Genomic DNA, 24684 nt, shown 5'->3' on the forward strand with positions numbered 1-24684 from the left:
GGCTATTCATGATGATTTTGAACGATATCCGATTCCAGTGGCGCCATCGTTTTTATTTCGTCTATTTGCTTGTCTGCTCCCTTTATTTACTTCTGCTCCATTTCATTCCGTCCGAATATAAGGAAACGGTTGCCGTGCTGCTCACCTTCTCCGACCCGAGCGCGCTTGGATTGATTTTTGCAGGAGGGATATTATTGCTGGAGAAGGATCAGGGCATTCAGGACTGCTTGTTCGTCACACCGCTCCGGTTAAGGGAATACTTGCTCGCTAAAGCGATCTCCCTATCCCTGCTCTCTATTCTTGCAGCTTGGATGATTCACGGATTTTCATTAGGCATGCCTCTATCTCCTATCCGGTTTACGGTCGGCGTCATGCTCACCTCCAGCCTGTTCACATTGCTTTCCATCGGGATTGTTGTGCGTACTCAGACGGTAAACGGGTTTATTCTTCTCTCACAGCTATTTTCATTTCCGTTTGCCTTGCCCCTGCTTCATTTATTCGATATCGGCTCTCGCGCTTTATTTGTTTTCTTTCCGACATACGGTTCCCTGCTTCTGATCGGCACCATTAACCGGCCCGTCTCCTCGATGGAAACGATCTATGCAGTCGGGATAATGATGATAGGCAATACCATTGCCTTCTTATGGGCGAAGCATTCCTTCCAGCAGCGAGTATTACTAGGCATAACGAAAGGAAAGAGCACGTGATGATACGGTATCGAACACTAGTATTAAACGACCTCAGGCAAATTAGGATGGACCCGTTGCTGATGGCCAGTCTGTTGGGGCCGCTCGCTGTTATCGCGGTTACGCGTTTCGGCTTTATACCGCTTTCCGATTGGATCGAACGGCAGTACGGCTTTGCCCTTGCTCCCTATTCGGGTTTCGCGGCAACCTTCCTGCTGCTCACCATTCCGCTCCTGCCGGGAACGATGACCGGGCTGCTTATGCTGGATGAACGCGATGAGAATATCATGAGTTATTATTCGGTTACTCCGCTTACCCGCCGCGGGTATTCAGTTTACCGCTTATTTCTTCCCACTCTCTTGTCCGTTCTGCTAAGCGCGGCATTCGTTTTATTCTCTGGGATAACGGAATCCCGCTCCGAAAATATATACGCCCTGACGCTTCTCGCACTGGAGGCCCCCTGCATCGCTCTCTTTCTGGCTGCGTTCGCCAGCAACAAAGTTGAAGGACTGGCCCTATCCAAAATAAGCGGGCTGCTCTTTGCAGGCCCTGTTGTCGCTGCCTTTATACCTGAGCCATGGCAGTATGCGGGGATGTGGATCCCTACATTTTGGCCTGCCAAGTGCTACTTGCTTGGGGTGAACCAGGAGCCGCTTGCCGCTCTCGGCGTGTTTGGAGTCGGATTAATCTTTCACCTCTTGTTATTAACGGGACTTAGCCGCGCCTTCTTAAAGCGTATCGATTAAGACTGCGGAAAACAAGGAAAGCCTGCTGCAGCGGACAGCAGGCTCTTTCGTAATCATCGATCTATAGCGGCAAATCTCTGCGTTTAAATATATATACGGCTAACGCATATAACAAGGAGCCGGCTAGGCCAAGACCGATTGCGTTCGGCCATATATCAGCCTCGCCTGCAGCTATTTCCGTTGGTTGAAACAACGTAAGCACGGTCAAATAATCAAGCCATTCCAGATTTTCTGACATGTTCGAAAGCATTTGAAACAGGTAGAAAGCGGCGGACAAGCCTCCCGAGGCAACCAGCGACTGCTTGGCGTCATTGAATAAAGACGAGAACAGAAAAGCATATCCGCTAATGACGAAGAACAACAAAAATCCCATGATATTGATTTGGATAAACGCTGAACGATTAAAATCCGCATTTTCGATGAGAACCGGGACTGCCGCAATCCCCGCTAGCGTGGATACCAATACGAGCCCAAACAACCCTGCGATCAAGACAGAGGCTTGCGTTACCGCCACCTTGCTTCGTGAAACCGGAGTAGCGAGCAAGTAGGCCATTGAGCCGCGATCAACCAGACTGGCCATTAATTGATTTGCCGCAATGATGCATAGGATGATCATAAAAAGGACGAAGGTAACTCCGTAAAATCCGGTTGCGATAAACCCTGTAAGCCCACTCATTCCTTCTCCCATTCCGAAAGCGTCGCGCATGGCCTCGGGCAGCATTTCGAACGGATCGGATTCCGCGCTTGACGAGAACATGCTAATGATGACAATTAAATAAAATAAAATGAGTGCCGTAAATATAGAAAACAGCTTATAGGTTCGCAGCATGGTAGAAGCAAATAGCGCCTTATTCATCCCTCATTCACCTTCCGATCATAGTAATGCATGAAGATATCCTCCAGCTTCTGGGCATGTATATCCATATTCGTTACATTGCAGACGGATAATGTCCGAATAAAGTCGTCGTATTTCCCTTGCATAGCCACTTTAACTCTAAGACCGTCTTCCTGAATGATCTCCAGGTTCGACTCACGAAGAGAATCGATATCCCTTTTGGCGCCGAGCGTAAGATCGAATACTTTCCTCTGCATCGCTTGCAGCCGCTGAACATCTTCAACGGCGACGATACGGCCGTCCTTGATGATTCCTGCGCGGTCGCAGGTGCGATTGATTTCATCAAAGCTGTGCGAAGACATGATGACCGTCTTCCCTTTCTCCTTCGCCTCGAGCACAAGCTGGATGAACAGGTTCTGCATGAGCGGATCAAGCCCGGATGTCGGTTCATCGAGGATGAGCACGGCCGGGTCATGCATAAAAGCAGCTACGATCCCGACCTTCTGCTTCATCCCTTTCGACATTTTACGGATTGGCGTACCGGCATCGAATTGCAGCCTTTCGATAAGGCGGTCGCTCATCCCATTGTCCTTTATCCTCCGCATGCCCGCGATCAGGTTCAAGAACTGGAGTCCATTCATCCCTTCCGGAAACGCGATTTCTCCGGGCAAATAACCGACATTGCGCTGTATATCGGCACTATTCTTCCAGCAGTCGATGCCATTGATCTTCGCATTGCCGCTATGAGGCTTCATGAACCCCATTAAATGTCGGATTGTGGTCGACTTCCCCGCTCCGTTCGGACCTAAGAAACCGAATACCTCGCCGCGCTTTACCTCGAAGGTCAAGCCAAAAATACCTCTGCCGTTCTTGAACGTCTTCGTTAACCGGTTAAGTTGAATCAACTTAGGTCAACTCCTTCATTTGTTTTGAATTATTTTTATTAATATCATTCATAATAAACATAACCGTTCTCGTTATCAATAGGTTTTGAATGTATTTTATTGTATTCATTCAAAACATACGGTATGCTTATATGGAGGTGAATGGAATGGATGGTATGGAAGGTATGGATGGATATCAACAGCGGACGGAAAAGAAGAAGCAAGCCATACGGCATGCCGCATTCGATTTGTTCGCCTTTTATGGTATAGAGAAGGTCAGTCTTGCGGAGATTGCGAGAAAAGCTAATGTTTCTCCCGTAACAATCTATAATTACTTTGGAACGAAAGATGAGCTTGTCAAAACCGTACTGTCCTCCTTTTTGGAGGAAGCCTGGCAAAAGCATATTGAACTGATGAAGAGTGACCTTTCTTTTCCCGAGAAGATAAAGAAAATGATGTTCGACACCGAAGAATATATGCTGAAGTGGAATAAGGATATCCTGGATCGTATGCTATCCAATGATCCGGAATGGAGAGCCGGAGTTGAAATCATTGTAGGGAAAGCGATGCCTGAAGTCATACGATTCGTTGAGCTTGGGAAGAAAGAGGGTTATATCGATGAGAATTTGTCCACGGAGACGATTCTAGTCTATTTCAACCTTCTTAAGGAGATCAAACTGACTTCTGCCTTTAAAGAGATTAGTACCGACGCCCGAAAGATGGAGGAATTGCAAAGGGTCTTTTTCTACGGCCTATTTAATCGGAATATCGATAAAGAATAATTGCTTGACTCCGACAAAAACGCCCATTGCCAAATCATGCGTGTAGACAACAACTGCTGCGGTAACGACCATAATGAATCTCATCATGGAGGTATAGCTTATTTTGATTAAACCCATATCAAACAATTAAACCGGAACCGTGCCCTTTTCGGTTCCTTTCTACTACGGATGGATTATTGTCGGCGTGCGGCTTAGGACTTGTTTTCTCTGGCCCGGGGCAAACATATGGCGTTTCCACCTTTATTGATGCTTATATCGAAAAGACCAATTGGAGCCGAACAACTATTTCATCGTAAAAAATACGACTAGCGGACTTGACGGAACTGAAATCAATTATCGTGCTATTGCTGCTCTTTTCTCCACTCGGCCTTTGGCAGAGTAACACTTTAATAATTGTCAGAATATTATGTATAATTGAATTATCTGAAAGCGTTTGCAAAATAATCAAACGACAGGAGGCATTTGCCATGATCTTCGAATCGAAGTACAGGAGACAGGCAATGGAGAAATGGGATCAAGAAAGGGAAGAAACGGTCGCTGTGGTGAAGCAAGATTGGATCCATTTTTGGGGTCGATTAAATCATACAAAGAAACGGCTTAAAGATACTGCCACCCTACTTATTCATACCGGTAAAAAGCAAACATGAACGGAAGGCTCGCATGAAGATGCGAACCTTCCGTTTTTTTATTTCATGATCATCAACGGGGCATTTCGCTTGATGTAATACTTTTCGGCACAACTTCCCATAATGACTTCACTAACTACCCTAACAGCGGCTGCCTAATAGGATAAGGTCATTTGACCCTTTTTATGAGTCACACTTTATGGACTCCTTGGAAAAAATAAAAGGAGCCCTTGGACAGGGCTCCTCCGTTTCATGCATATTCGCTTATCGACCTATTCAGTCGTGTAAGGAAGCAATGCGATTTGACGTGAACGTTTAACTGCAACTGTAAGCAAGCGTTGGTATTTCGCGCTTGTACCTGTCACACGGCGTGGTAAAATTTTGCCGCGCTCGCTGATAAACTTTTTCAGCAAATCTGTATCTTTATAATCAATTTTAGTGATTTTGTTTACAGTAAAGAAACACACTTTACGGCGTTTGTTGCGTCCGCCTTTACGTCCGCTGAACTTACGCTCCGGACGCTCGTCGCCGCCATTATCTCTTTGCTTGAAAGCCATTGTCGTATCCTCCATTCGTTGATCATTTTAAAACGGCAAATCATCTTCCGATATATCAATTGGGCGTCCGTCATCCTGGAAAGGATCACGGCTGTCATTACGCGAGTTATTGTTAGATCGGCTTCCGCCTCCGCTGGATGCGTTGCCGCCGGAGTTTCCTCCGCCACTGCCTGTACCGCCGCCTGAGCTGCTGTAGCTACTTCCTCCGCCCTCTTCACGCGCCGCTCCGCCTTCACGGTTAGACTCCAAGAACCGTACGTTATCGGCAATAACTTCCGTCACATACACGCGCTTGCCTTCGTTGTTCTCGTAGTTCCGCACTTGAATGCGTCCCTCAACCGCCGTTAGACGGCCTTTGCGTAAGTAATTGGCGCAGGTTTCGGCCAACTGACGCCAGGTTACAACCGGAATGAAATCCGCTTCACGCTCGCCTTGACCGCTCGTAAACGGACGGTCTACCGCAATCGTGAATTGTGTAACCGCAACGCCTGCAGGCGTATAGCGAAGCTCGGGGTCTCTCGTCAATCTACCAATCAATATTACACGATTTAACATCGTTTCCGACCTCCCAATCGAACAATCCTGCGTGGACTAAGCGACGTCTCTGACGATCAACGAACGAATAACTTCATCCGTAATCTTCATGATGCGGTCAAGTTCATTCACAACTTCAGTCGTTGCGTTGAAATGTACCAGTACGAAGTACCCATCACGAAGCTTGTTGATCTCATACGCAAGACGGCGTTTTCCCATCACGTCTGTCTTTGTGACTTCTCCGCCATTGGAGATGATGCCATTGAATTTATCAACGATCGCTTGAACGTTTTCTTGTTCAACGTCTGGACGAATGATGTACATCACTTCATATTTGCGCATATTGTTTCACCTCCTTTTGGACTAACGGCCCCATAAATGGAGCAAGGAACGAGCATTTGCTCGCATCTCTATACTATACCAAATCAAATCGCCTATGACAAGCATAAATCCATAGCGCTTGTTATTTGGAAGATGCAGCACATTTCATGTAAAGCTTTACAACCGTTATTTCTGGCTTATGAAATGCTTCTTACTGCGAATACTAAAGTTCCGAGCGACTGCTTATTTGCATTCGTTCAATAAAACCAGAACCAGCTGGAGGAGATCATAATGGGCGAATGGACAACCTTCGTAGCCGGAGACAGAGCACCAAACGACGGCACTTATATTGAACACGGAGACAATTCATTTCATATGGGTGTCAAGAATCCCAAGAAAATTCAGCTTAGCAAAGGCGAGCGTTTTCCTGAAACAACCAATCACGAACGCAGGTGGAGATTAATGGATCATTGATTTTTTGTAAATGACAGCGTATATTTCGATCCGTTATATGTCATTCTAAACTTCGACGGTGTAAGAGAGGTGTGGTTCCATTGAACCTATTGGTGAAAGGACCTCAAGAGGATTTCGTCCACTCCGTATAGAAGCGGAGGATTGTGCCAAAGACTACTGTCTGTAACACACGCGCATTATTCCTAATTGAATGAAGCTCCCGGGTTTCACATGCTTGCAGTGAGAATTGATCGACTCTGACCATCAATCACCGTCAAGAGGAGAGTTCGCGAGAGCTCTCTTTCTTCGTTGTCCTACCGATTAGGACTTGTGCCATGCTTTGCTTGGCCGGTCGGTCGGATAACCATTCTGCTTCCGGTATGCTTTACGTTCAATCGTAAAATCCCACCACTTCATCTCGCTCCCCGGATGATTGGCATGGTGTACGGCAAGCCTCATTACATCTTCCACGCATGGATCCATCCACACGCCGTGTAACCTCTCCAGACGCTCGACAAGCTGCGCGCCGCTCTCTCCTCCGGTCTTTATATCTTCAAGCGAATGAAACCCAAGCTCGATCAAGTTAATAGCGAGTTTATGGCCGATAGAGGGCACGTTCTGGAACTTGGCGAGCGCAAGCAGCAGACGAGCTCTCTCTTCCGGAACCCGCAGGCTAGCGCTGAGCTGATCTGCCGTATAGCCGGCGATATCGGTCAGCTTGATTTTACTTTCCCGCATCGCTTTACGTTCAACATCGGTTAAAGGTAGCTTCGGCGTGCTCATCGGAAATATCCTCCTTTATGTAAAATCGTGTAAATAAAAAAACGATCCGGTTACCGAATCGTTTGACTGTTATGTTTATGGCGGAGAAGGTGGGATTCGAACCCACGCACGCTTTGACACGCCTAGCTGATTTCGAGTCAGCCCCCTTGGGCCTCTTGGGTACCTCTCCGGACGCAAAGATTATATTATCATAAAGCATGTCCTCGTGCAAGTGCTTTTTTTATTTTTTTAAGTGGCAAATATTACGCTTCCGGCCCGCCCTCTACAGCTGCTTTCGAACGCAGTACCTTCTTCATGTTCTTCTCGAATTTAGCTCTTGGAATCAATACGCTGTGCTTGCACCCGACACATTTGATGCGGATATCCATTCCCATTCGAATAATTTCCATCTCGTTGGAACCGCATGGGTGCTGCTTCTTCATTTGAACGATATCGCCTAACTCGAATTGCTTACGCTCCATCCTTTATGCCCCCCTTTTCATTCCGTTGGTAGGTCACCATTCTCGGATACGGTATTTCGATCCCGTTTGCGTCCAACGCCTTTTTCATTTCCAAGTTTAATTTTCTTGCCAGCGCATGCTGCGTGTTAGGCTTGCACTCCGCAATCACACGAAGGGTTACTCCTGTCGGCGCTATGGCCTGTACGCCAAGCACCTCCGGCGCATTAACCAGATCCGTGTCCTGCAACGTGATCATCGTATGGCGAATCACTTCGATGGCACGGTCTACTTCTTCCTCGAATGCGATCGATATATCGACAACCGCAATGGAATTGTTAATGGAGAAATTCGTTACTTCATTAATCATACCGTTTGGAATGATGAACATCTCCCCCGTCCAGCTCTGAATTCGGGTTGTACGGAGCCCGATCATTTCTACTGTACCTTTAAATTGCCCGGACTGTATAACGTCGCCTACGGCGAACTGGTCCTCCAGAACAATAAAGAAGCCTGTTATGATATCCTTCACCAGACTTTGTGCGCCGAAACCGATCGCCAGCCCCAACACGCCGGCTCCGGCAAGCAGCGGGCCCAAATCGATTCCGAACTCGGACAATACAAGCATTGCCGCAATAAAATATACAACATACGAAACGACGTTCTTCATCAGCTTCCCTAATGTCGTCATTCTTCTCGTATGACTAGGTAAACGCTTGCTTTCCCTTTCTAATACAACCCGGTTAATCGTTTTATGTATGATCCAGACAAGAACTTTTCCCACAACTAGAATAATCGCCACGCGAAAGACGGCATTTCCGAGACCCTGCCATATTTCTTGGTTCGTCAACCATCCAGTTGCTGTTGCATATATTTCTTTCATTGTCATCACTATTCCTCCTTCTAAGCTGTAGACACCTGCTTACAGGTCGATTTGTTCATACCCTGAAAGGACCGGTTTGAATATGCCCCTTACTTCAACGTGCTCTTGGACAATCACATCCTTCACCGTATCAAGACGCTCATCCGGAAATTCAATGGACAGCGCGCAGCCGGCTGTAATTTCCTTTGGCGTCGGGCGAATGTCAATGTCTATATCTGCGTATTCCAGCAGCATCTCGGCCCTTAAAGCCTGCTGCGTGGAATCGAATGCAATCAGCATAAGCAAGTCCCCCGCTTCGTTTGCGATCCAACCTCAACAGCTATCCATTAGCTGATTAAGCTTGATCTTATTCAAAAACTATCTGACGTATAAAATGGTCAGCTCATCCATATACTAGTAACATATTGGCATTATCGGAGGGATTCTATGAAGCTACCATTTATGAAGGACACACCGTTAAAGGTACCTTATACGACGGCAAATGTAATCGGTATGCTTGTCAATCGCTTAACCGCTATGTTCGAGGAAATGTCCGGCAACCGTCCGATCGTCATTGTATGCGTAGGAACGGACAGGTCGACCGGCGATGCGCTTGGACCGCTTATCGGCACCTCATTATCGAAATACCGCAGTCCTCATTTTACTCTTTACGGCACATTAGAGGAACCCGTGCATGCCATGAACTTAGATGATACCCTTCTGGAAATTAACAAGCAGTTTCATAAGCCGTTCGTCATTGGAATTGACGCTTGCCTCGGCCAAGTATCAAGCGTAGGCTGCATTCAACTGGGCGTCGGCCCTGTTCGTCCCGGTGCCGGTGTGAATAAAGAATTGCCTCCTGTCGGCGATATCCATTTGACGGGCATCGTGAACGTCGGAGGTTTCATGGAATATTTCGTGCTTCAGAATACCCGTCTTCATTTGGTTATGAAAATGGCTGATATTATTTCATTAAGCCTGTTTACCTCTATTGCCAACTATGTCCAAATCGTAAGCGCCAGAGAACAAACTGCCGCTTCCGATAATAGCTGAATTGTTTTCTGCCCGAATCACTTTGCTTCTTTAATCGCCTTCCGCTCTTCCGGTGTTAACGGGTAAGCGGACTCGCCTTTAGCAACCGGCTTCGCATACACATAGGAATTCTCCCGGCTATGAATGCTCGTTATGACTGCCCCATCGCTTTCATCATTCACAATCGCAAGGGAGAAGCTCAGATCGCTGCCCTGATCTGCAAAGGCATTGTAGCGATGGATGCCGAGCCTCCCTTTCTTCTTGGGCAGTGTCTGCTGTACGTCTTTGAGCTGTAATTGCAGCTGTTCTGTCGCTTCCTTCTGTACGGAAATGCTCTCCTTCATCTGAAGGATTACCTCTTCAAAGTTGGTTACGCCTGTATTGCCCATAACCGATGTATACTGCATTCTTAGCTTCTTCAGCCGTCTGCCGACGACTGCAATCCAAATGAATAGAATAATGACAAGCAGCGCTAATCCCACCGTGACTGCATTCATCGGATTTGTTGTCCACTCATCCATCTTTGTTATTCCGCCCCCATTTAATCGCTATGCCCGGTATTGCAATGCTATTTCCTTAATCGCCTCTGCCAAAGCATCCACTTCCGCTTCAGTCGTATAAATTCCAACGCTTGCCCGTACAGCGCCTGTCGCTGATGTCCCGGCACAAGCATGCGCCAGCGGCGTACAGTGAAAACCTGCCCTTACCGCGATGTTATAATGCTGATCCAGGATAAAGGAAAGCTCCGACGGGTCAATTCCCTCCACGTGAAAAGCAACAATACCCGTCCGCTGTTCCCCCGGTTCCGGCCCCAGCAGTCTAATCCCTTCTACCGGCAGCAGGCCTTCCATTAATCTTTGCGTCAAAGCCCATTCCTTAGTATGGATGTTCTGAATTCCCTCATTCAACACATGCTGGACGCCCATTCTGAGACCGGCAAGCCCGGGTGTGTTCTGTGTGCCCGCCTCATAGCGGTCCGGCCTCACGTGAGGCTGCTCAAGCGCCTCGGATTGGCTTCCTGTTCCGCCATGCAGCAATGGCTCCAGCTCAAGCTCAGGATCGATGTACAGCCCTCCTGTGCCCTGCGGACCAAGCAATCCCTTATGCCCCGGAAAAGCAAGCATATGAATCCCCATGCCCTTCACGTCGATCGGCAGTACACCTGCACTCTGCGCGGCATCAACCAGCAGCTTTATGCCATGTTTACTCGCGATGTCCGCGATATCCGCTATCGGCAGAATCGTTCCTAACAGGTTCGAGCTGTGATTCACGATTAATAATGTGGTTTGGGGACGAATTGAAGCTTTGACGTCTTCCAGTTTAATATTTCCGCGTTCATCCGCTTCTATATAGGTTACTTGAATGCCAATCTTTTGCTCCAAATAATAAAGCGGCCTCCTTACGGAATTATGTTCAACTGATGTTGCAATAACATGATCGCCAGGTTTTAACCAACCCTTGATCGCCATATTTAATGCCATCGTCGTATTGGATGCAAAGGCAATATCATTTGGATTTTTTATATTGAAGAGCCTGCTTAGCTGTTTTCTCGTATCAAAAAGCACTCTGCTCGCGCGTACGGCCATCGCATGGCTTCCGCGTCCAGGATTTGCCGCATCATTTATCATAGCTTGAATAACGGCTTCCATTACGGCCGGCGGCTTTGGCCACGAGGTTGCCGCATGGTCCAAATAAATTACCGATTGTCCCTGATTTTGATCAGCCATGTCATTTATCCCTCCGCTCTTACATTCCTTGCACAATCAGAAACGTTATTCGCATCCTCGTCTAGGAACGCAGCCATTTCGCGTCGAACGATGAGCAAATATGATGTGAGAACTTATCAAAGCCCTCTATTTTAACCTAACAATGGCATACCTTAGTTTAATCCTTCACATGAAAGATTACAACTTTGGTATGCCATTGTTAGGATATCGATTACGTGTATTATGCCATGTATTGGAGCAGTTCTAACAACCGTTCCAAGTCTTGTTTGCTGTAGTACTGAAGTTCTATTTTACCTTTATCCTTTTGCTGTTTTATTTTTACAGTTGTCTTGAAGCGCTCACGCAATGATTCTTCCAGATGATCGATATATGGATCTCTCTTCTTTTGCTTTAGCTTCGTTTTTTCTTCCGGCTGCTTGGAATCCAGCTTCTGAATCGCTTCTTCCAGGTCGCGAACGCTCCACTCCATCGATACCGTAAGATCAGCGAGTTCCTTCTGCATCTTCTCATCTTTTATGCCTACCAATGCTCTCGCATGTCCCATTGAAATTGTTCCACGTGAAACATTGTCCTTGATCTCCGTCGGCAGCGAAAGCAATCTTACGAAGTTGGCTATATGCGAGCGGGATTTGCCAACCTTCATTGAGAGTTCTTCCTGCGTCAGCTTAAATCTGTCGATCAATGCTTGGTAAGCGATAGCCACTTCGATTGCATTTAAATCTTCACGCTGCAAGTTCTCAATTAAGGCGATCTCCATAACCTGCTGATCGGTAAATGATCTTACAACCGCAGGAATTGTCGCATTGCCGCAATATTGAGACGCCCGAAACCTTCTTTCCCCTGCTATAATTTCATAGCCTTTTAATACGGTCCGAACAATAATCGGTTGAATAACTCCGTGCTGCTTAATCGATTCCGCAAGTTCTTTTATGGAGTCCTCATCGAAAGTTTTTCTTGGCTGATACGGATTTGGTCTTAGTTGCGATAAAGATATCTCAACTACCTTATCATCGTCATTCACAGAAAGCGATGGAATAAGCGCATCCAGCCCTCTACCTAGCCGCTTGCTCATACATGATCACTTCCTTTGCGAGTTCAAGATAAACTTCTGCACCCTTAGATCGTGGATCGTATGTGATAATTGCCTGTCCGTGTGATGGCGCTTCACTCAAACGAACGTTGCGCGGAATAATCGTTTGATAAACCTTCTGCTGAAAATACTTTTTAACCTCTTCGATCACTTGAATGCCCAGATTCGTTCTCGCATCAAGCATCGTCAGTAATACGCCTTCTATTTGCAGCGATGTATTTAAATGCTTCTGAACAAGTCTAACCGTATTTAACAGCTGACTCAACCCTTCAAGCGCGTAATATTCGCATTGTATTGGAATAAGAACGGAATCTGCTGCCGTTAATGAGTTGATAGTCAAAATTCCCAATGATGGAGGGCAATCGATAAGAATATAATCGAAATTATCTTTAATCAGATGCAGAGACTTCTTAAGTCGCAGTTCACGTGATATGGTTGGGACCAGCTCGATCTCCGCTCCTGCCAATTGAATTGTGGCTGGGATAATTTTTAAACCCGGAACGTTGGTTTCAAACATTGCATCTCGCGGATGCACTTCATTAATCAGCACATCATAAATACAATTGCTTACGTCACCCTTATTTATACCAAGTCCGCTTGTCGTATTCCCTTGCGGGTCAATATCAACAAGCAGTACTTTTCTACCCAGCGATGCCAAGCAAGCAGCTAAATTAACAGACGTTGTCGTCTTTCCGACACCGCCCTTCTGATTCGCAATAGCAATAATTTTCGACAAAACCGGCTCACCTCTATGTGTACAACTTTATTGTGCTGCTTTTTAACATCGCAATGAATGACAAGCAAAAAACGGCCGATGCCTTTCAGTTGAGGGCAATAGCACGTTTATGCGGTGAAATATAAGCCGAGTATAAGCGAAAATACTTATAATATCTTATATTCTACTACAAATGACATTCTACGAAAATCGAAACATTGTCCGAAATCGCAAAAATGGCATCGCCGTCCTCGGTGAGGACGGCATTCAATTTGTATGAAGAAGGGCTCACTAACGCTTTGGAATTTGAATGATAATTTCATAATGATCATCATGATCTTTTTCATTCGTTTTAATGGGAAGGCCTGAACCAGATACCATTTCAATGGACTGTCGAATCGTATTGAGTGCCAAACGAACATCCTTTGTGAAGGAAATGCGTTTTGCCTTCTTATTTTTGACAGTTTCTTTGAGGAAAGCAATTCTTGTTTCGGTTTGCTTTACATTCAAATCTTTGGTCATGATTTCTTCCAGAACTTGATGCTGTAATTCCTCGCCATCTAAGGATAGCAAGGCGCGAGCGTGGCGTTCTGTAATTTTCCGTTCCATCAGTGCCATTTTAATCGTATCACTTAACATTAACAAGCGCAATTTGTTGGCGATCGTAGATTGGCTTTTTCCTAATCGTTGAGCTAAGCTCTCCTGCGTTAACTGATGAAGTTCAATTAATTTCTGGTATGCGACAGCTTCTTCGATAGCCGTTAAATTTTCTCTCTGAAGGTTTTCTATCAAAGCGATTGAAGCCGTTTGTGAATCATTAAACTCACGAACAATGCCTGGAATCGTATCATATCCAAGTTTTGTAACTGCACGCCATCGTCGTTCGCCCGCTATAATCTCATATCTCCCATTACGCATTCGCACGACAATCGGTTGTATGACGCCATGCGTCTTAATGGTTTGACATAGCTCTTCAATCCGGTCGTCATCAAAAATAGTACGCGGCTGAAAAGGACTTGAATCAATTTCATGTATCGGAATTTGCCGAACCTCTTCTTGCGGTATGCGTTGGTCGGACAATCCGAACAAACGAGAAAATTGTTCTTTCATATCGATAATTACCACCCGATCATGAGATAAACCCGAAAGCTGCAAGACCTGCATAATCACCGTGATGAGTGCGTTCCCGGTTATATTTTATCATGTCAATTACAGCTGCAAGGTTTTTGCAATAAACACGCTTTAGCATCTACCAAGCCTGCATAGCGAATATCCATAACAAAAGTCATTCGGCGATGATAGAATGGCTTTATTCAAACAGAATAAGCAGCATAAGTTATTATTTGATTCTTTTATTTTCCCCAGCTTGTGTAAACGGCTGATACCGTTCATTCTCTTCTATATTATTTCGACTTCTATTAAACGAACTCCTGCTTGACAGCAGGCCAGATCAAATTATTGTCGTAAATCATCATTACTCCGATATTGTGATCCAACAATCATGAATGTTTCACGTGAAACATTTAAATAAGCGGCTGCTTCAATGGTGTTCCCGCTTTTCTTGGGTATTTCCGTGGGGTAATATCTGTTTTTTCAATTAATACGATATGTCTTTCAGATTGCTCGTTCGGTAATAACAGCTGGTGCTGTGATTTTAGTTTTCCTTTTAACTCCCGTAGGCTAAAGGATGCTTCCCTCACCTCTTCATCGGATTGCGATCCTTTCATTGCTGCGAAGAGTCCGCCCTTCCGTACAAAAGGCAAACAAAATTCATTCAACACATTTAGTCTCGCAACTGCACGGGCCGTCACTAAGTCATAACGATCACGGTGCTCCGGCAATAGAGCAATATCCTCTGCCCGGCCGTGTAAGCAAACGACTTCTTGTATACCCAGTTGTTCGGTTAAATGCGATAAAAATTGAATTCTTTTGTTTAACGAATCTACGATTAATACCTGCAGCTGCGGAAAACAAATTTTCAAAGGGATACTTGGAAAGCCCGCGCCGGAACCGATATCTGCTAATTTATGTACTTGTTTCATATCCGTAAAAAAAGAAAGCGAAAGCGAATCGTAGAAATGCTTCTCATATACGGCATCTCTCTCCGTAATACCGGTTAAATTCATTTTCTCATTCCACTCGACAAGAATCCGGTAATAGACTTCAAACTGTTCGAGTTGAACGTCAGAGAGCGTTATTCCGCTCTCCTCCATTCGTTTGGTAAACCACTCCATTGTTTTATCCATATGAAGAACCTCTTGCCGCAGTTACTCGATTATAATGTTCCAGGTATACGAGTAGAATCGAAATATCCGCCGGCGTTACGCCAGCTACGCGGGAAGCTTGACCTAGAGAGAGGGGTCTGACCAATGCAAGCTTCTGCTTTGCTTCCGATGCTAAACCATTAATATCATTATATTCGATGTCGTCCGGAATCCGTTTTTTCTCCATTTTGTTCAAACGCTCGACCTGATGAAGCTGCTTCTCAATATACCCTGCATACTTGATTTGGATCTCAACCTGCTCCTTCATCTCCTCGGTCATCTCCGGAGTAGAAGGCACAACTGTTTCCAGCATGGCATACGTTACCTCCGGACGGCGCAGCAAGGATAAAGCATCCGTTCCATTCACCATCGGTGCGGTTCCGGCAGCAATCAGCATCTCATTCACCTGATCCGGCTTTACCTTAATATTGCGCAGGCGCTCGATATCCATTTCGACCATTTCTTTTTTGCTCAAAAACTTGTTGTAACGCTCCTCCGAAATAAGTCCGATCTCATAGCCGATCGGCGTCAAACGCAAATCAGCATTATCATGACGAAGCAGTAAACGGTATTCCGCACGCGAAGTAAGCAGACGGTAAGGATCATTGGTCCCCTTCGTCACCAGATCATCAATCATAACGCCGATATAACCTTCGGAACGACCGAGGATGATCGGCTTTTTCCCCTGCACCTTGCGCGCGGCATTAATGCCGGCCATAATGCCTTGACCCGCAGCCTCTTCATACCCGGATGTGCCGTTGATCTGTCCAGCTGTAAACAAGCTGTCAATCACCTTCGTCTCAAGTGATGGCCATAGCTGGGTTGGTACGACCGCGTCATACTCAATGGCATAACCGTTTCGCATCATCTCAACTTTTTCCAGACCTGGTATTGAACGTAAAATGCCGAGTTGAACATCTTCCGGCATACTCGTCGAGAGACCTTGTACATAAAACTCCGACGTATTTTTACCCTCCGGTTCCAAGAAGATTTGATGCTTCGGCTTATCGGCGAACCGTACGATTTTGTCTTCTATAGAAGGGCAATACCGCGGTCCCGTCCCCTCAATTGCTCCCGAAAACATAGGGGCCCGATGTAAATTGTCATTAATAATTTTGTGCGTAGCTTCCGAAGTGTATGTCAGCCAGCAAGGGAGCTGTTCATTATTTGAAGTCTCCGTTTCATGAGAGAAAAACTTCGGATGATCGTCTCCGGGCTGTATTTCCGTTTTGGAGAAATCGATCGTGTCTTTATGCACGCGCGGCGGGGTTCCTGTCTTAAAGCGCACAAGCTCTAGCCCATGCTCCTTCAAGCTTGCCGAGAGTTTAACCGACGGCTGTTGATTGTTTGGGCCGCTTTCATACATAAGCTCACCCATAATAATTTTGCCCCGCAGATAAGTTCCTGTCGTAACCACCGTCGTACGCGACCGGTACTCGGCGCCGGTCTTCGTAACAATCCCTACGCATTTACCATCCTCAACAATAAGTTCCTCCGCCATGCCTTGACGCAATGTCAGATGCGGTGTCTCCTCGATTGTTTTCTTCATCACATGCTGATAATCAAATTTATCCGCCTGGGCGCGCAGCGCATGAACAGCAGGCCCCTTACCCGTATTCAGCATCCTCATTTGGATGAACGTTTTATCAATATTACGGCCCATTTCCCCGCCTAACGCATCAACTTCCCGAACCACATGGCCTTTCGCCGGTCCGCCAATCGATGGATTACATGGCATGAAAGCGACCATATCCAAGTTGATCGTCAGCAGCAGCGTCTCGCAGCCCATCCGGGCAGCGGCAAGCGCCGCTTCGCAGCCCGCATGTCCCGCGCCAATTACGATAACATCATACTCACCAGCTAAATATCTCATTATCCAGACCTCCTGTCTGTCTTATCTATTTTCCTAAACAAAACTGCGAGAAAATTTGATCAATTAATGAATCTCCCGCCTCATCGCCTAATATTTCGCCAAGCGACTCCCATGCCGATCGCGCATCGATTTGAATCACATCGATCGGAATACCCATATTCGACGCTTCGATCGCATCCGCCAGCGATTGACGTGCACGTTTCAACAGAGAAATATGTCGAACGTTGCTAACATATGTCAAATCATGCGATTCCAGCTGGCCTTCGAAAAACATTTCGCTTATCGCCTGCTCCAAACGATCTAATCCTTCTTCCGCAAGAACCGACATGGGAACGATGGAATGAGCCGGAACCGCTCTCTCCACCACCTCAATTTCTAATTGACGCGGCAAGTCGGTCTTATTTATAACAGTTATTACCGGCCGTTCCTTTAATTGATCCAGCAGCTCGCGATCCTCGGCCTGCAGGGGCTCATTATTATTCAAAAGGAACAGGATGAGATCGGCATCCTCCAGCGCGTTTCTCGACCGCTCCACGCCAATCCGCTCTACTACGTCATTCGTCTCTCTGATCCCCGCTGTATCCAGCAGACGGAGCGGTATGCCGTTAAGTGAAACGAACTGTTCAATGACGTCGCGCGTCGTTCCCGGAATATCGGTCACGATCGCTTTATTTTCTTGCGTAAGCATATTCATCAATGACGATTTCCCGACATTCGGTCGTCCGACGATTGCCGTCACAATGCCTTCACGTAATATTTTGCCTTCGTTTGCCGTTTTTAGCAGACGATCGATCTCTTCAATCGCAGAACCGCATTGATCACGAATATACGCACTCGTCATCTCTTCAACGTCATGCTCCGGGTAATCGATATTCACTTCAATATGAGCCAGCAACTCGATAACGGTCTGGCGAAGCGATTTAATCCGCTTGGACAGCACGCCTTCCGCCTGCTTCCGCGCGACCGAGAAAGCGCGGTCGGACTTGGACCGGATCAAATCAATGACCGCTTCCGCCTGCATCAAATCAATCCGGCCGTTCAGAAAGGCGCGTTTTGTAAATTCGCCAGGCTCCGCCGTACGAAAGCCATCCAGCTGCAGGACGATGTCCAGCACCTTCTTGACGGCAATGACGCCGCCATGCGCATTGATTTCAACAACATCCTCTGCCGTGAATGAACGAGGCCCGCGCATCAAGGTAACCAATACCTCTTCCACCGGTTCATTCGTTGCAGGCTCTACAATATGTCCATAATGCACCGTATGTGTCTGCGCATCCTTCAAGCTTATTCTCGAACGAAAAATACGGTCGACCCCTTCAATGGCATCCGGGCCGCTTACCCGTATTATAGCTATGCCGCCTTCTCCGACCGCTGTCGAAATCGCTGCAATCGTATCATGTATCATCGGCTATTCAGCACCTCTCAAATGGAAAAACAGCAATGACCATAAAGAGCCATTGCTGCAAATAGCGTATACAATTTTATTGATCAAGTAAAATGAGCCAGTATCGACATGTAATGACACAGGCTCGACTCGTGGAGAAATATAAGCTAATTTATAGAGGTTAGTCGTATAAATACTTATATTTCAAGCGTCAGGGACTACTGCCTCAGCGCAATGACAACTCGCCGGTTTGGCTCGTCGCCCTTGCTGAACGTCTTTACCTTCGGGTGGTTCTGCAGCTGCGAATGAATTACTTTGCGCTCATGCGGCGACATCGGCTCCAGGACAACCTCTTTCCTGGTCCGAATGACACGGCCTGCCAAGCGTTCGGATAGATCCTCCAACGTCTTGCGGCGGCGCTCACGAAAATCCTCTGCATCAAGCACGATTCGCAAATGACTGTCTGAATACCGGTTTGCCACAATGTTCACTAAGTACTGTAATGCATCCAACGTTTGTCCGCGACGTCCAATCAGCATACCAAGGTCCCCGCTGCCCGTTACCGCCAGGTGAGTGCCTTCCCTTGTTTGCTTTCGATCGATGTTCACTTGCAGCCCCATCGTACTTGCGATTTCACGGAGAAATTGCTCCGCTTCCAGCATCGGATCGGGAATTACTTCAAGCTCTACCTTCGCTTCCTTTACACCGAACAATCCCAAAAAACCTTTGGAGGGCTGCTCGAGTACTACCGTTTTAATGCGGTCTTCAGTGACTTGCAATTGTGATAACCCGTTTCGTACAGCATCGTCTATCGTCTTTCCTGATGCAACGATTTTCTTCATTTCGCAGGGGCCTCCTTACCCTTGTTAGATGAACGAACGTACAGGAAATAGTTTTGAACAATCGTGTAGATGTTGCTGTATACCCAATATAGCGGCAGCGCTGCCGGGAACGAGATGGCCATGACGAAGATGAGCACCGGGAAAATCGCCAGCATCATCCCCATACCGGGCATCGTTTGCGTCTGCTGCTTCTGCATCATTTTAGACTGGATGAACGTCGTTGCAGCCGCGAGGATCGGAAGAATGTAATAAGGATCCTTCTCGCCGAGCTGCAGCCACAGGAACGAATGATCGCGAATGTCGGGATTTCGGTAGATCGCATTATAGAGCGCGATGAATACCGGCATCTGAACGATCAGCGGCAAGCATCCCGCCATCGGATTTACCTGATGCTTCTGGAACAGCTTCATGGTTTCTTCCTGCTGCTTCTGCGGATTATCCTTGTGCTTCTTCTTAATTTCGGCCATTTCCGGCTGCAATGCCTGCATAGCCTTCGAACTGCGGTATTGCTTCAGCGTTAATGGTAAAATCAGCGTTCTAACGATTATCGTCAGAAGCAAAATGGCAAGTCCGTACGATTCGCCGAACCATCCGGCAAACGTATCGAGCGTAATTGCGAAATAGTAGACGACATTCTTTTCCCAGAAGTTCCCCTCGAGCAAATCCTCTGTTTTCGTCGTTTGGTCTACCGGAGCGCCGCAGCCCGCCAGCACCCCCATCAACAGGACAAGCCCAAGCACTAAAAGCCATTTCTTCTTCGTAATACGAAACAACATGAAAACTCCTCTCTGAGAGCCATTACATTAAGCTTGTTTAATCTTTTATTTCCATTCTCGACTATACCATAATTTAGAGGACAAAGAAACATGGAGCATGGCCATTTTGCATCCGCTTTCTTCTAGCCGGACAATGCTAATCCGCTTTCTTCTCTCTCTCGTTTGGCCGGCTAACATTTTTAAGCAATCCGGCCTTCTTGAGCACGTGAAGTATACTCTTCTCCATCTCCTTCAACTTCATGGCGGTTGCCGGTTTTCTTACGATCAGGATAAAGTCGGTTCTCGGAACGATCCGGTCGGCTTGATGCCGGACAATTTCCTTTATCATTCGACGCATCCGATTGCGAACGACGGCGTTCCCTATTTTTTTGCTCGCCGAGACGCCGAGCCGGAACGGATCGGCAGAGGGCTGCTTCGACCAATAAACGATAAACTGGCCGTTAGCAAACGATTTGCCGCCCCGATATATTCGGCTGAAATCCTCACGATTGCGAAGACGCAATTTTCTATGCACGACTGGTAGCCACCGTTCTTTTCTTCAAATATGAAATTTCATCTTATAAATAAGTATCGCCAAAACTCATACCGCATAAGCGTGTTTCGTCTTGACCGACATTTTCCGTTTCTTTCAAGCAGAAACGCCTGCCGGCCTCCTTGTCGGAGGACGCTACCGCTTCGCGGAGAACGTGAACCTTATGAATTCTTAGAATTTCAAAAAAAAAAGACCACCGGACGTGGTCTTCTGCTTATGCGCTCAGTACTTTTCTTCCTCTTTGACGACGCGCTGCCAAAACTTTACGTCCATTTTTTGTGCTCATCCGCTTACGGAATCCATGCACTTTCGCGCGTTTGCTTACATTCGGTTTAAATGTAGGTCTCATCGTTCTGCACCTCCCAATATAACGTACTGCCAAGCGTAAACGGCTGTTAGACGTATTCTGTCGGCATCAGCTCGTTTCGCGGTGAAATATAAGGCAAGTAAAATGGGTATTCCCAAACTCACTTATATTTTTTAAAAAAACGCCTTTTTTATTAAACCACGCCAGCGGTCAAAAGTCAATCGCCAGCATGCTCCAAGCTGTTGCCTAATGTTTTAAGAGACAGGCCTGTGGATAATCGCATGAAACGCCGATCCGATTCAGAAACTAATAACATGTGAATAATCCACAGGCGCCTAAACCGAACTTTGTCGAAATCTTAACAAGATATAAACAATATGTAGTGGTGTAGATAACTTTTATGCACAAGCAGTTGAGAATGTGGATAAAATATGCGTTTTCGTTGAAATATAAGGCGTCTTTTGCTATGATAATTATGTTTTCGTTGTGGATTACATCGTTGTCACCTCATTTTTATCAACAGCCTGTGGATAACATTGTGAACAATTTAATCCCCTATTTATAACTCATTCGCATATTTCTCTGCATAATGTGGATGCATTCGTTATAATACCCTGATATTCGACATTTTTTCGCGTACCTGAGCCTTTTTGGGCGATTGGATAAGGAGTGACAGTCTGTGGACAGCCATACTTATGATTTATGGCAGCAAGTGTTGTCGATCATCCAGACTAAATTAAGCAAACCGAGCTTTGACACCTGGTTCAAAGCGACGAAGGCTTCTTTTGTCGATGATTCTTTGCTTGAAGTAACTGCGCCGACAACATTTGCGGCCGAATGGCTGGAGGGCCGCTATACGAAGCTGATTCGGGCAACTCTGTTTGAATTTTTGGGCAAGCAGGTTGACGTGCGCTTTTCTATAGAAGAACCAAGAAGCACGGAGCCGGCATTTCAATTTCCGCCGAAAGCGATCCAACAGCCGGTTACGAATGAAGAAACCCATACTCATATGCTTAACCCGAAGTATACGTTTGATACATTCGTCATCGGCGCGAATAACCGTTTTGCGCACGCGGCTTCGCTTGCGGTCGCGGAAGCGCCGGCGAAGGCTTATAATCCTTTGTTTTTGTACGGTGGCGTAGGTCTCGGGAAAACCCACCTCATGCATGCCATCGGCCATTACATTATGGATCACAACCCCAATACGAGAGTGCTTTATATTTCGTCGGAGAAATTTACGAATGAATTCATTAATGCCATCCGCGATAACCGCGGGGAGAGCTTCCGTACGAAATACCGCAATATTGACGTACTGCTGATCGACGATATCCAGTTTCTGGCCGGAAAAGAGCAGACGCAGGAGGAGTTTTTTCATACCTTCAACGCGCTGCACGAAGAACGAAAGCAAATCGTCATCTCAAGCGACCGGCCCCCGAAAGAGATTCCGACCTTGGAGGAACGGCTGCGCTCGCGCTTTGAATGGGGACTGATAACGGATATTCAGCCTCCGGATCTAGAGACCAGGATTGCGATTCTGCGCAAGAAAGCCCGCGCCGAGAATCTCGATATCCCGAACGAAGCGATGATTTATATCGCCAATCAAATCGATACGAATATCCGTGAGTTAGAAGGCGCTTTAATCCGGGTCGTCGCTTATTCCTCGCTAATAAATGCCGATATTACATCGCATTTGGCAGCCGAAGCGTTGAAGGACATCATTCCTTCCAGCAGGCCGAGGATGATCACGATCCAGGACATTCAGACGAAGGTCGGGGAATTTTACGGCCTGCGCCTGGAGGAATTTAAAGCCCGCAAACGCACGAAAGCCGTCGCCTTCCCGCGGCAAATCGCGATGTATTTATCGCGCGAGCTGACCGACTTCTCCTTACCGAAGATCGGCGAAGCATTCGGCGGCAGAGACCATACAACCGTCATCCATGCGCATGAGAAAATAACGCAGCAGCTAAAGGTGGATCAGGATCTCTATAAAATCGTGCAAAACCTGTCGGAAAAAATTAAAAATCATATGTGAACAACTAAGCAAGCCTATGCACACGCTATGCACATGTGGATAGGCTTGCTTTCTCAGTGTTCCACGGGGTTATCCACATATTCAGGCCCCCTACTACTACGTCTACTAAAAATCTTTAAAAAAACATCATCAAATCAGCGTAAACGCGGTTAAGCGGCTGCTGTGGACGCATCTACTATGAACGCTAGGAGTGAAAACATGAAATTATCCATCTCAAAAAATGAATTAAACGACGCGATTCAACAAGTTGCGAAAGCCGCTTCCTCTCGTCCGACAATCCCGATTCTCGGCGGCATCAAAATCGAAGTCACTCATTTAGGTGTAACGTTAACCGCGAGCGATACCGATATTTCTATTCAAAGTTTTATCCCTGTAGAACGGGACCAATACGTTATTGCACATGTGGATAAACCGGGAAGCGTCGTCCTCCCCGCCAAATTTTTTGTCGAAATCATTAAAAAACTGCCTTCTGATCAAGTCTTGATCGAGGTTAACAGCAATTTTCAAACGATTATTCGATCCGGTTCGACGGAAATCCAAATGGTCGGCCTCGATCCGGAAGAATTCCCGGTACTCCCTTCCATCGAACAAAACGATGTGCTTCAAATGCCCGGCGATTTATTAAGAGCGATGATAAGACAGACCGTGCTGGCCGCATCGACCAGCGAACAAACGCCGATTTTGACGGGTGTCCTTTGGAGCTTAGCCGAAGGAGAATTAAAGTTTGTAGCGACAGACCGCCATCGTCTCGCAAGCCGTACGGCACAAGTCGATACGGTTCCCGACTACAAATTCAACAATATTGTCATTTCCGCTAAGACGCTGATTGAGCTGTCTAAGCTCGTACCGGAACAAAATACGCTTGTGGATATTGTAGTGGCAGACAATCAAGTGTTGTTTAAGCTGGGCAATGTTCTCTTTTTTACGCGTATTTTGGATGGAACTTATCCCGATACTTCTAAAATTATTCCGCAAACGTTCAAAACAGAACTTGTTTTGGATACAAAAAATGTAATGGATGCGATTGACCGCGCTTATCTCATGTCGCGCGAGGAGAAAACGAACATTGTTCGACTGATGACGCTGGAGGACGGTTCGATTGAAATTTCGTCCAGCTCCACCGAGCTTGGGCGCGTAACGGAACAGCTGGAAGCGAAGGAATTTAACGGAGACCCTCTTCGAATCGCTTTTAACTCCAAATATATGCTGGATGTGCTCAAGGTTATCGACAGCGAGCAGTTGTTCATCGGCTTCACGGGAGCGATGAGCCCGATCATTATTCGTCCGATCGATCATGCCTACAGCATGTACGTTATTCTGCCGTATCGCACGACCGGCTAAAAGGTCAGTATCTCAGCAAAAGAAAGGAATGAGACGATCACGATGAAAGAAATCGCCATTCGAACCGAATATATAACACTGGGCCAATTCTTGAAGCTGTCCGATTGCATCGCGACAGGCGGACACGCAAAATTTTTCCTGCAAGAAAATCAAGTGATCATCAACGGGGAAGCGGATAACCGCCGAGGCCGAAAGCTGTATGCCGGCGACCGGGTAGAAGTTGAGGACTGCGGCGTCTTTACGGTAGGTAAAGGGTAATGGAC

General features: G+C 46.6%; 30 protein-coding genes and 1 tRNA gene. 9 read left to right on the forward strand and 22 right to left on the reverse strand.

The features are described from left to right. Positions 1-8: 8 nt before the first annotated feature. Together H581_RS0102650 and H581_RS0102655 are read left to right on the forward strand one after the other, a co-directional pair. On the forward strand, positions 9-707 hold the full coding sequence (locus H581_RS0102650) for a fluoroquinolone export ABC transporter permease subunit (RefSeq protein ID WP_245599878.1): 699 nt from the start codon (positions 9-11) through the stop codon (positions 705-707). Positions 708-769: 62 nt separating this feature from the next. Next, on the forward strand, positions 770-1432 hold the full coding sequence (locus tag H581_RS0102655) for a hypothetical protein (RefSeq protein ID WP_245599881.1): 663 nt from the start codon (positions 770-772) through the stop codon (positions 1430-1432). Positions 1433-1493: 61 nt separating this feature from the next. On the opposite strand, the gene H581_RS0102660 is transcribed toward H581_RS0102655, so the two are convergent. Both H581_RS0102660 and H581_RS0102665 read right to left on the reverse strand, forming a co-directional pair. Further along, positions 1494-2288 carry an ABC transporter permease subunit gene (locus tag H581_RS0102660; protein WP_028608668.1) on the reverse strand — a complete coding sequence of 265 codons (795 nt, stop codon included), beginning with the start codon at positions 2286-2288 and terminating at the stop codon, positions 1494-1496. Beyond that, positions 2285-3172, reverse strand: coding sequence for an ABC transporter ATP-binding protein (locus H581_RS0102665; RefSeq protein WP_028608669.1), 888 nt, complete (start codon positions 3170-3172; stop codon positions 2285-2287). The genes H581_RS0102660 and H581_RS0102665 overlap by 4 nt, the downstream gene beginning before the upstream one ends. A 146-nt stretch (positions 3173-3318) precedes the next feature. On the opposite strand from H581_RS0102665, the gene H581_RS0102670 reads away from it, so the two are divergent. Beyond that, entirely contained in the window at positions 3319-3933 is a 615-nt protein-coding gene (locus tag H581_RS0102670) for a TetR/AcrR family transcriptional regulator (RefSeq protein WP_028608670.1), read from the forward strand. Positions 3934-4433: 500 nt separating this feature from the next. Continuing rightward, positions 4434-4580, forward strand: coding sequence for a hypothetical protein (locus H581_RS0102675; RefSeq protein WP_156889481.1), 147 nt, complete (start codon positions 4434-4436; stop codon positions 4578-4580). A 251-nt stretch (positions 4581-4831) separates the two neighbouring features. Here H581_RS0102675 and rpsR read toward each other — a convergent pair whose 3' ends face one another. The 3 genes from rpsR to rpsF are packed head-to-tail and all read right to left on the reverse strand — an operon-like array spanning position 4832 to position 5992. Continuing rightward, the gene (gene rpsR, locus H581_RS0102680) at positions 4832-5116 is read right to left on the reverse strand and encodes a 30S ribosomal protein S18 (protein WP_028608672.1); all 285 of its coding nucleotides are present in this window, start codon (positions 5114-5116) and stop codon (positions 4832-4834) included. A gap of 27 nt (positions 5117-5143) precedes the next feature. Beyond that, positions 5144-5671 carry a single-stranded DNA-binding protein gene (gene ssb / locus H581_RS0102685; RefSeq protein ID WP_028608673.1) on the reverse strand — a complete coding sequence of 176 codons (528 nt, stop codon included), beginning with the start codon at positions 5669-5671 and terminating at the stop codon, positions 5144-5146. 36 nt (positions 5672-5707) lie between these two features. Next, positions 5708-5992: a 30S ribosomal protein S6 gene (rpsF, locus tag H581_RS0102690; RefSeq protein ID WP_028608674.1), complete on the reverse strand. Its 285-nt coding sequence runs from the start codon at positions 5990-5992 to the stop codon at positions 5708-5710. Positions 5993-6262: 270 nt separating this feature from the next. Here rpsF and H581_RS0102695 point away from each other — a divergent pair, with 270 nt between their 5' ends. Then, positions 6263-6445, forward strand: a complete 183-nt coding sequence (locus H581_RS0102695) for a YjzC family protein (protein ID WP_028608675.1) — start codon at positions 6263-6265, stop codon at positions 6443-6445. A 300-nt stretch (positions 6446-6745) separates the two neighbouring features. On the opposite strand, the gene H581_RS0102700 is transcribed toward H581_RS0102695, so the two are convergent. The 5 genes from H581_RS0102700 to H581_RS0102720 form a co-directional block, all read right to left on the reverse strand. Next, complete coding sequence (locus H581_RS0102700; RefSeq protein WP_028608676.1) at positions 6746-7207, reverse strand: helix-hairpin-helix domain-containing protein; 462 nt, start codon at positions 7205-7207, stop codon at positions 6746-6748. A gap of 78 nt (positions 7208-7285) precedes the next feature. Further along, a tRNA-Ser gene (locus H581_RS0102705) sits at positions 7286-7376 on the reverse strand. Positions 7377-7449: 73 nt separating this feature from the next. Then, positions 7450-7668, reverse strand: coding sequence for a DUF951 domain-containing protein (locus H581_RS0102710; RefSeq protein ID WP_028608677.1), 219 nt, complete (start codon positions 7666-7668; stop codon positions 7450-7452). After that, positions 7658-8533 carry a mechanosensitive ion channel family protein gene (locus tag H581_RS0102715; protein ID WP_028608678.1) on the reverse strand — a complete coding sequence of 292 codons (876 nt, stop codon included), beginning with the start codon at positions 8531-8533 and terminating at the stop codon, positions 7658-7660. The genes H581_RS0102710 and H581_RS0102715 overlap by 11 nt, the downstream gene beginning before the upstream one ends. A 33-nt stretch (positions 8534-8566) precedes the next feature. Continuing rightward, the gene (locus tag H581_RS0102720; RefSeq protein WP_028608679.1) at positions 8567-8806 is read right to left on the reverse strand and encodes a putative Se/S carrier protein; all 240 of its coding nucleotides are present in this window, start codon (positions 8804-8806) and stop codon (positions 8567-8569) included. Between the two features lie 147 nt (positions 8807-8953). Between H581_RS0102720 and yyaC the strand changes: the two genes are divergently transcribed. Then, positions 8954-9559, forward strand: coding sequence for a spore protease YyaC (gene yyaC, locus H581_RS0102725; RefSeq protein ID WP_028608680.1), 606 nt, complete (start codon positions 8954-8956; stop codon positions 9557-9559). 17 nt (positions 9560-9576) lie between these two features. On the opposite strand, the gene H581_RS0102730 is transcribed toward yyaC, so the two are convergent. From H581_RS0102730 to rpmH, 12 genes are all read right to left on the reverse strand, one after another. Further along, the gene (locus tag H581_RS0102730) at positions 9577-10059 is read right to left on the reverse strand and encodes a DUF4446 family protein (RefSeq protein ID WP_051250400.1); all 483 of its coding nucleotides are present in this window, start codon (positions 10057-10059) and stop codon (positions 9577-9579) included. Between the two features lie 27 nt (positions 10060-10086). Further along, entirely contained in the window at positions 10087-11265 is a 1179-nt protein-coding gene (locus H581_RS0102735) for an aminotransferase class V-fold PLP-dependent enzyme (RefSeq protein WP_028608682.1), read from the reverse strand. 220 nt (positions 11266-11485) lie between these two features. Beyond that, complete coding sequence (locus H581_RS0102740; protein WP_028608683.1) at positions 11486-12337, reverse strand: ParB/RepB/Spo0J family partition protein; 852 nt, start codon at positions 12335-12337, stop codon at positions 11486-11488. Then, complete coding sequence (locus H581_RS0102745; protein WP_028608684.1) at positions 12318-13091, reverse strand: ParA family protein; 774 nt, start codon at positions 13089-13091, stop codon at positions 12318-12320. Before H581_RS0102745 ends, H581_RS0102740 begins: the two co-directional genes overlap by 20 nt. A 270-nt stretch (positions 13092-13361) precedes the next feature. Next, a complete protein-coding gene (gene noc, locus H581_RS0102750) occupies positions 13362-14180 on the reverse strand; it encodes a nucleoid occlusion protein (RefSeq protein WP_028608685.1) in 819 nt (272 codons plus the stop codon). A 413-nt stretch (positions 14181-14593) separates the two neighbouring features. After that, positions 14594-15316 carry a 16S rRNA (guanine(527)-N(7))-methyltransferase RsmG gene (gene rsmG / locus H581_RS0102755; RefSeq protein ID WP_028608686.1) on the reverse strand — a complete coding sequence of 241 codons (723 nt, stop codon included), beginning with the start codon at positions 15314-15316 and terminating at the stop codon, positions 14594-14596. After that, a complete protein-coding gene (gene mnmG / locus H581_RS0102760; RefSeq protein WP_028608687.1) occupies positions 15309-17207 on the reverse strand; it encodes a tRNA uridine-5-carboxymethylaminomethyl(34) synthesis enzyme MnmG in 1899 nt (632 codons plus the stop codon). Before mnmG ends, rsmG begins: the two co-directional genes overlap by 8 nt. 25 nt (positions 17208-17232) lie before the next feature. Then, a complete protein-coding gene (gene mnmE, locus H581_RS0102765) occupies positions 17233-18612 on the reverse strand; it encodes a tRNA uridine-5-carboxymethylaminomethyl(34) synthesis GTPase MnmE (RefSeq protein ID WP_028608688.1) in 1380 nt (459 codons plus the stop codon). A 197-nt stretch (positions 18613-18809) separates the two neighbouring features. Next, positions 18810-19433 (reverse strand): RNA-binding cell elongation regulator Jag/EloR, encoded by a 624-nt coding sequence (jag, locus tag H581_RS0102770; RefSeq protein WP_028608689.1) that lies wholly within the window; start codon positions 19431-19433, stop codon positions 18810-18812. After that, a complete protein-coding gene (locus H581_RS0102775) occupies positions 19430-20209 on the reverse strand; it encodes a YidC/Oxa1 family membrane protein insertase (RefSeq protein ID WP_028608690.1) in 780 nt (259 codons plus the stop codon). Before H581_RS0102775 ends, jag begins: the two co-directional genes overlap by 4 nt. A 136-nt stretch (positions 20210-20345) precedes the next feature. Beyond that, complete coding sequence (gene rnpA, locus H581_RS32800; protein WP_036717439.1) at positions 20346-20723, reverse strand: ribonuclease P protein component; 378 nt, start codon at positions 20721-20723, stop codon at positions 20346-20348. A 232-nt stretch (positions 20724-20955) separates the two neighbouring features. After that, positions 20956-21090 carry a 50S ribosomal protein L34 gene (rpmH, locus tag H581_RS36875; protein ID WP_084134421.1) on the reverse strand — a complete coding sequence of 45 codons (135 nt, stop codon included), beginning with the start codon at positions 21088-21090 and terminating at the stop codon, positions 20956-20958. A gap of 637 nt (positions 21091-21727) precedes the next feature. On the opposite strand from rpmH, the gene dnaA reads away from it, so the two are divergent. The 3 genes from dnaA (at position 21728) to yaaA (ending at position 24679) form a co-directional block, all read left to right on the forward strand. Further along, positions 21728-23080 carry a chromosomal replication initiator protein DnaA gene (dnaA, locus tag H581_RS0102785; protein ID WP_028608691.1) on the forward strand — a complete coding sequence of 451 codons (1353 nt, stop codon included), beginning with the start codon at positions 21728-21730 and terminating at the stop codon, positions 23078-23080. A 198-nt stretch (positions 23081-23278) separates the two neighbouring features. Then, positions 23279-24421 carry a DNA polymerase III subunit beta gene (gene dnaN / locus H581_RS0102790; RefSeq protein ID WP_028608692.1) on the forward strand — a complete coding sequence of 381 codons (1143 nt, stop codon included), beginning with the start codon at positions 23279-23281 and terminating at the stop codon, positions 24419-24421. A gap of 42 nt (positions 24422-24463) precedes the next feature. Continuing rightward, positions 24464-24679 (forward strand): S4 domain-containing protein YaaA, encoded by a 216-nt coding sequence (gene yaaA / locus H581_RS0102795; protein ID WP_028608693.1) that lies wholly within the window; start codon positions 24464-24466, stop codon positions 24677-24679. The last annotated feature ends 5 nt before the right edge of the window (positions 24680-24684 follow it).

The sequence above is a fragment of the Paenibacillus harenae DSM 16969 genome, from assembly GCF_000422465.1.
In the GTDB taxonomy this organism is placed as follows: Bacteria; Bacillota; Bacilli; order Paenibacillales; family Paenibacillaceae; genus Pristimantibacillus; species Pristimantibacillus harenae.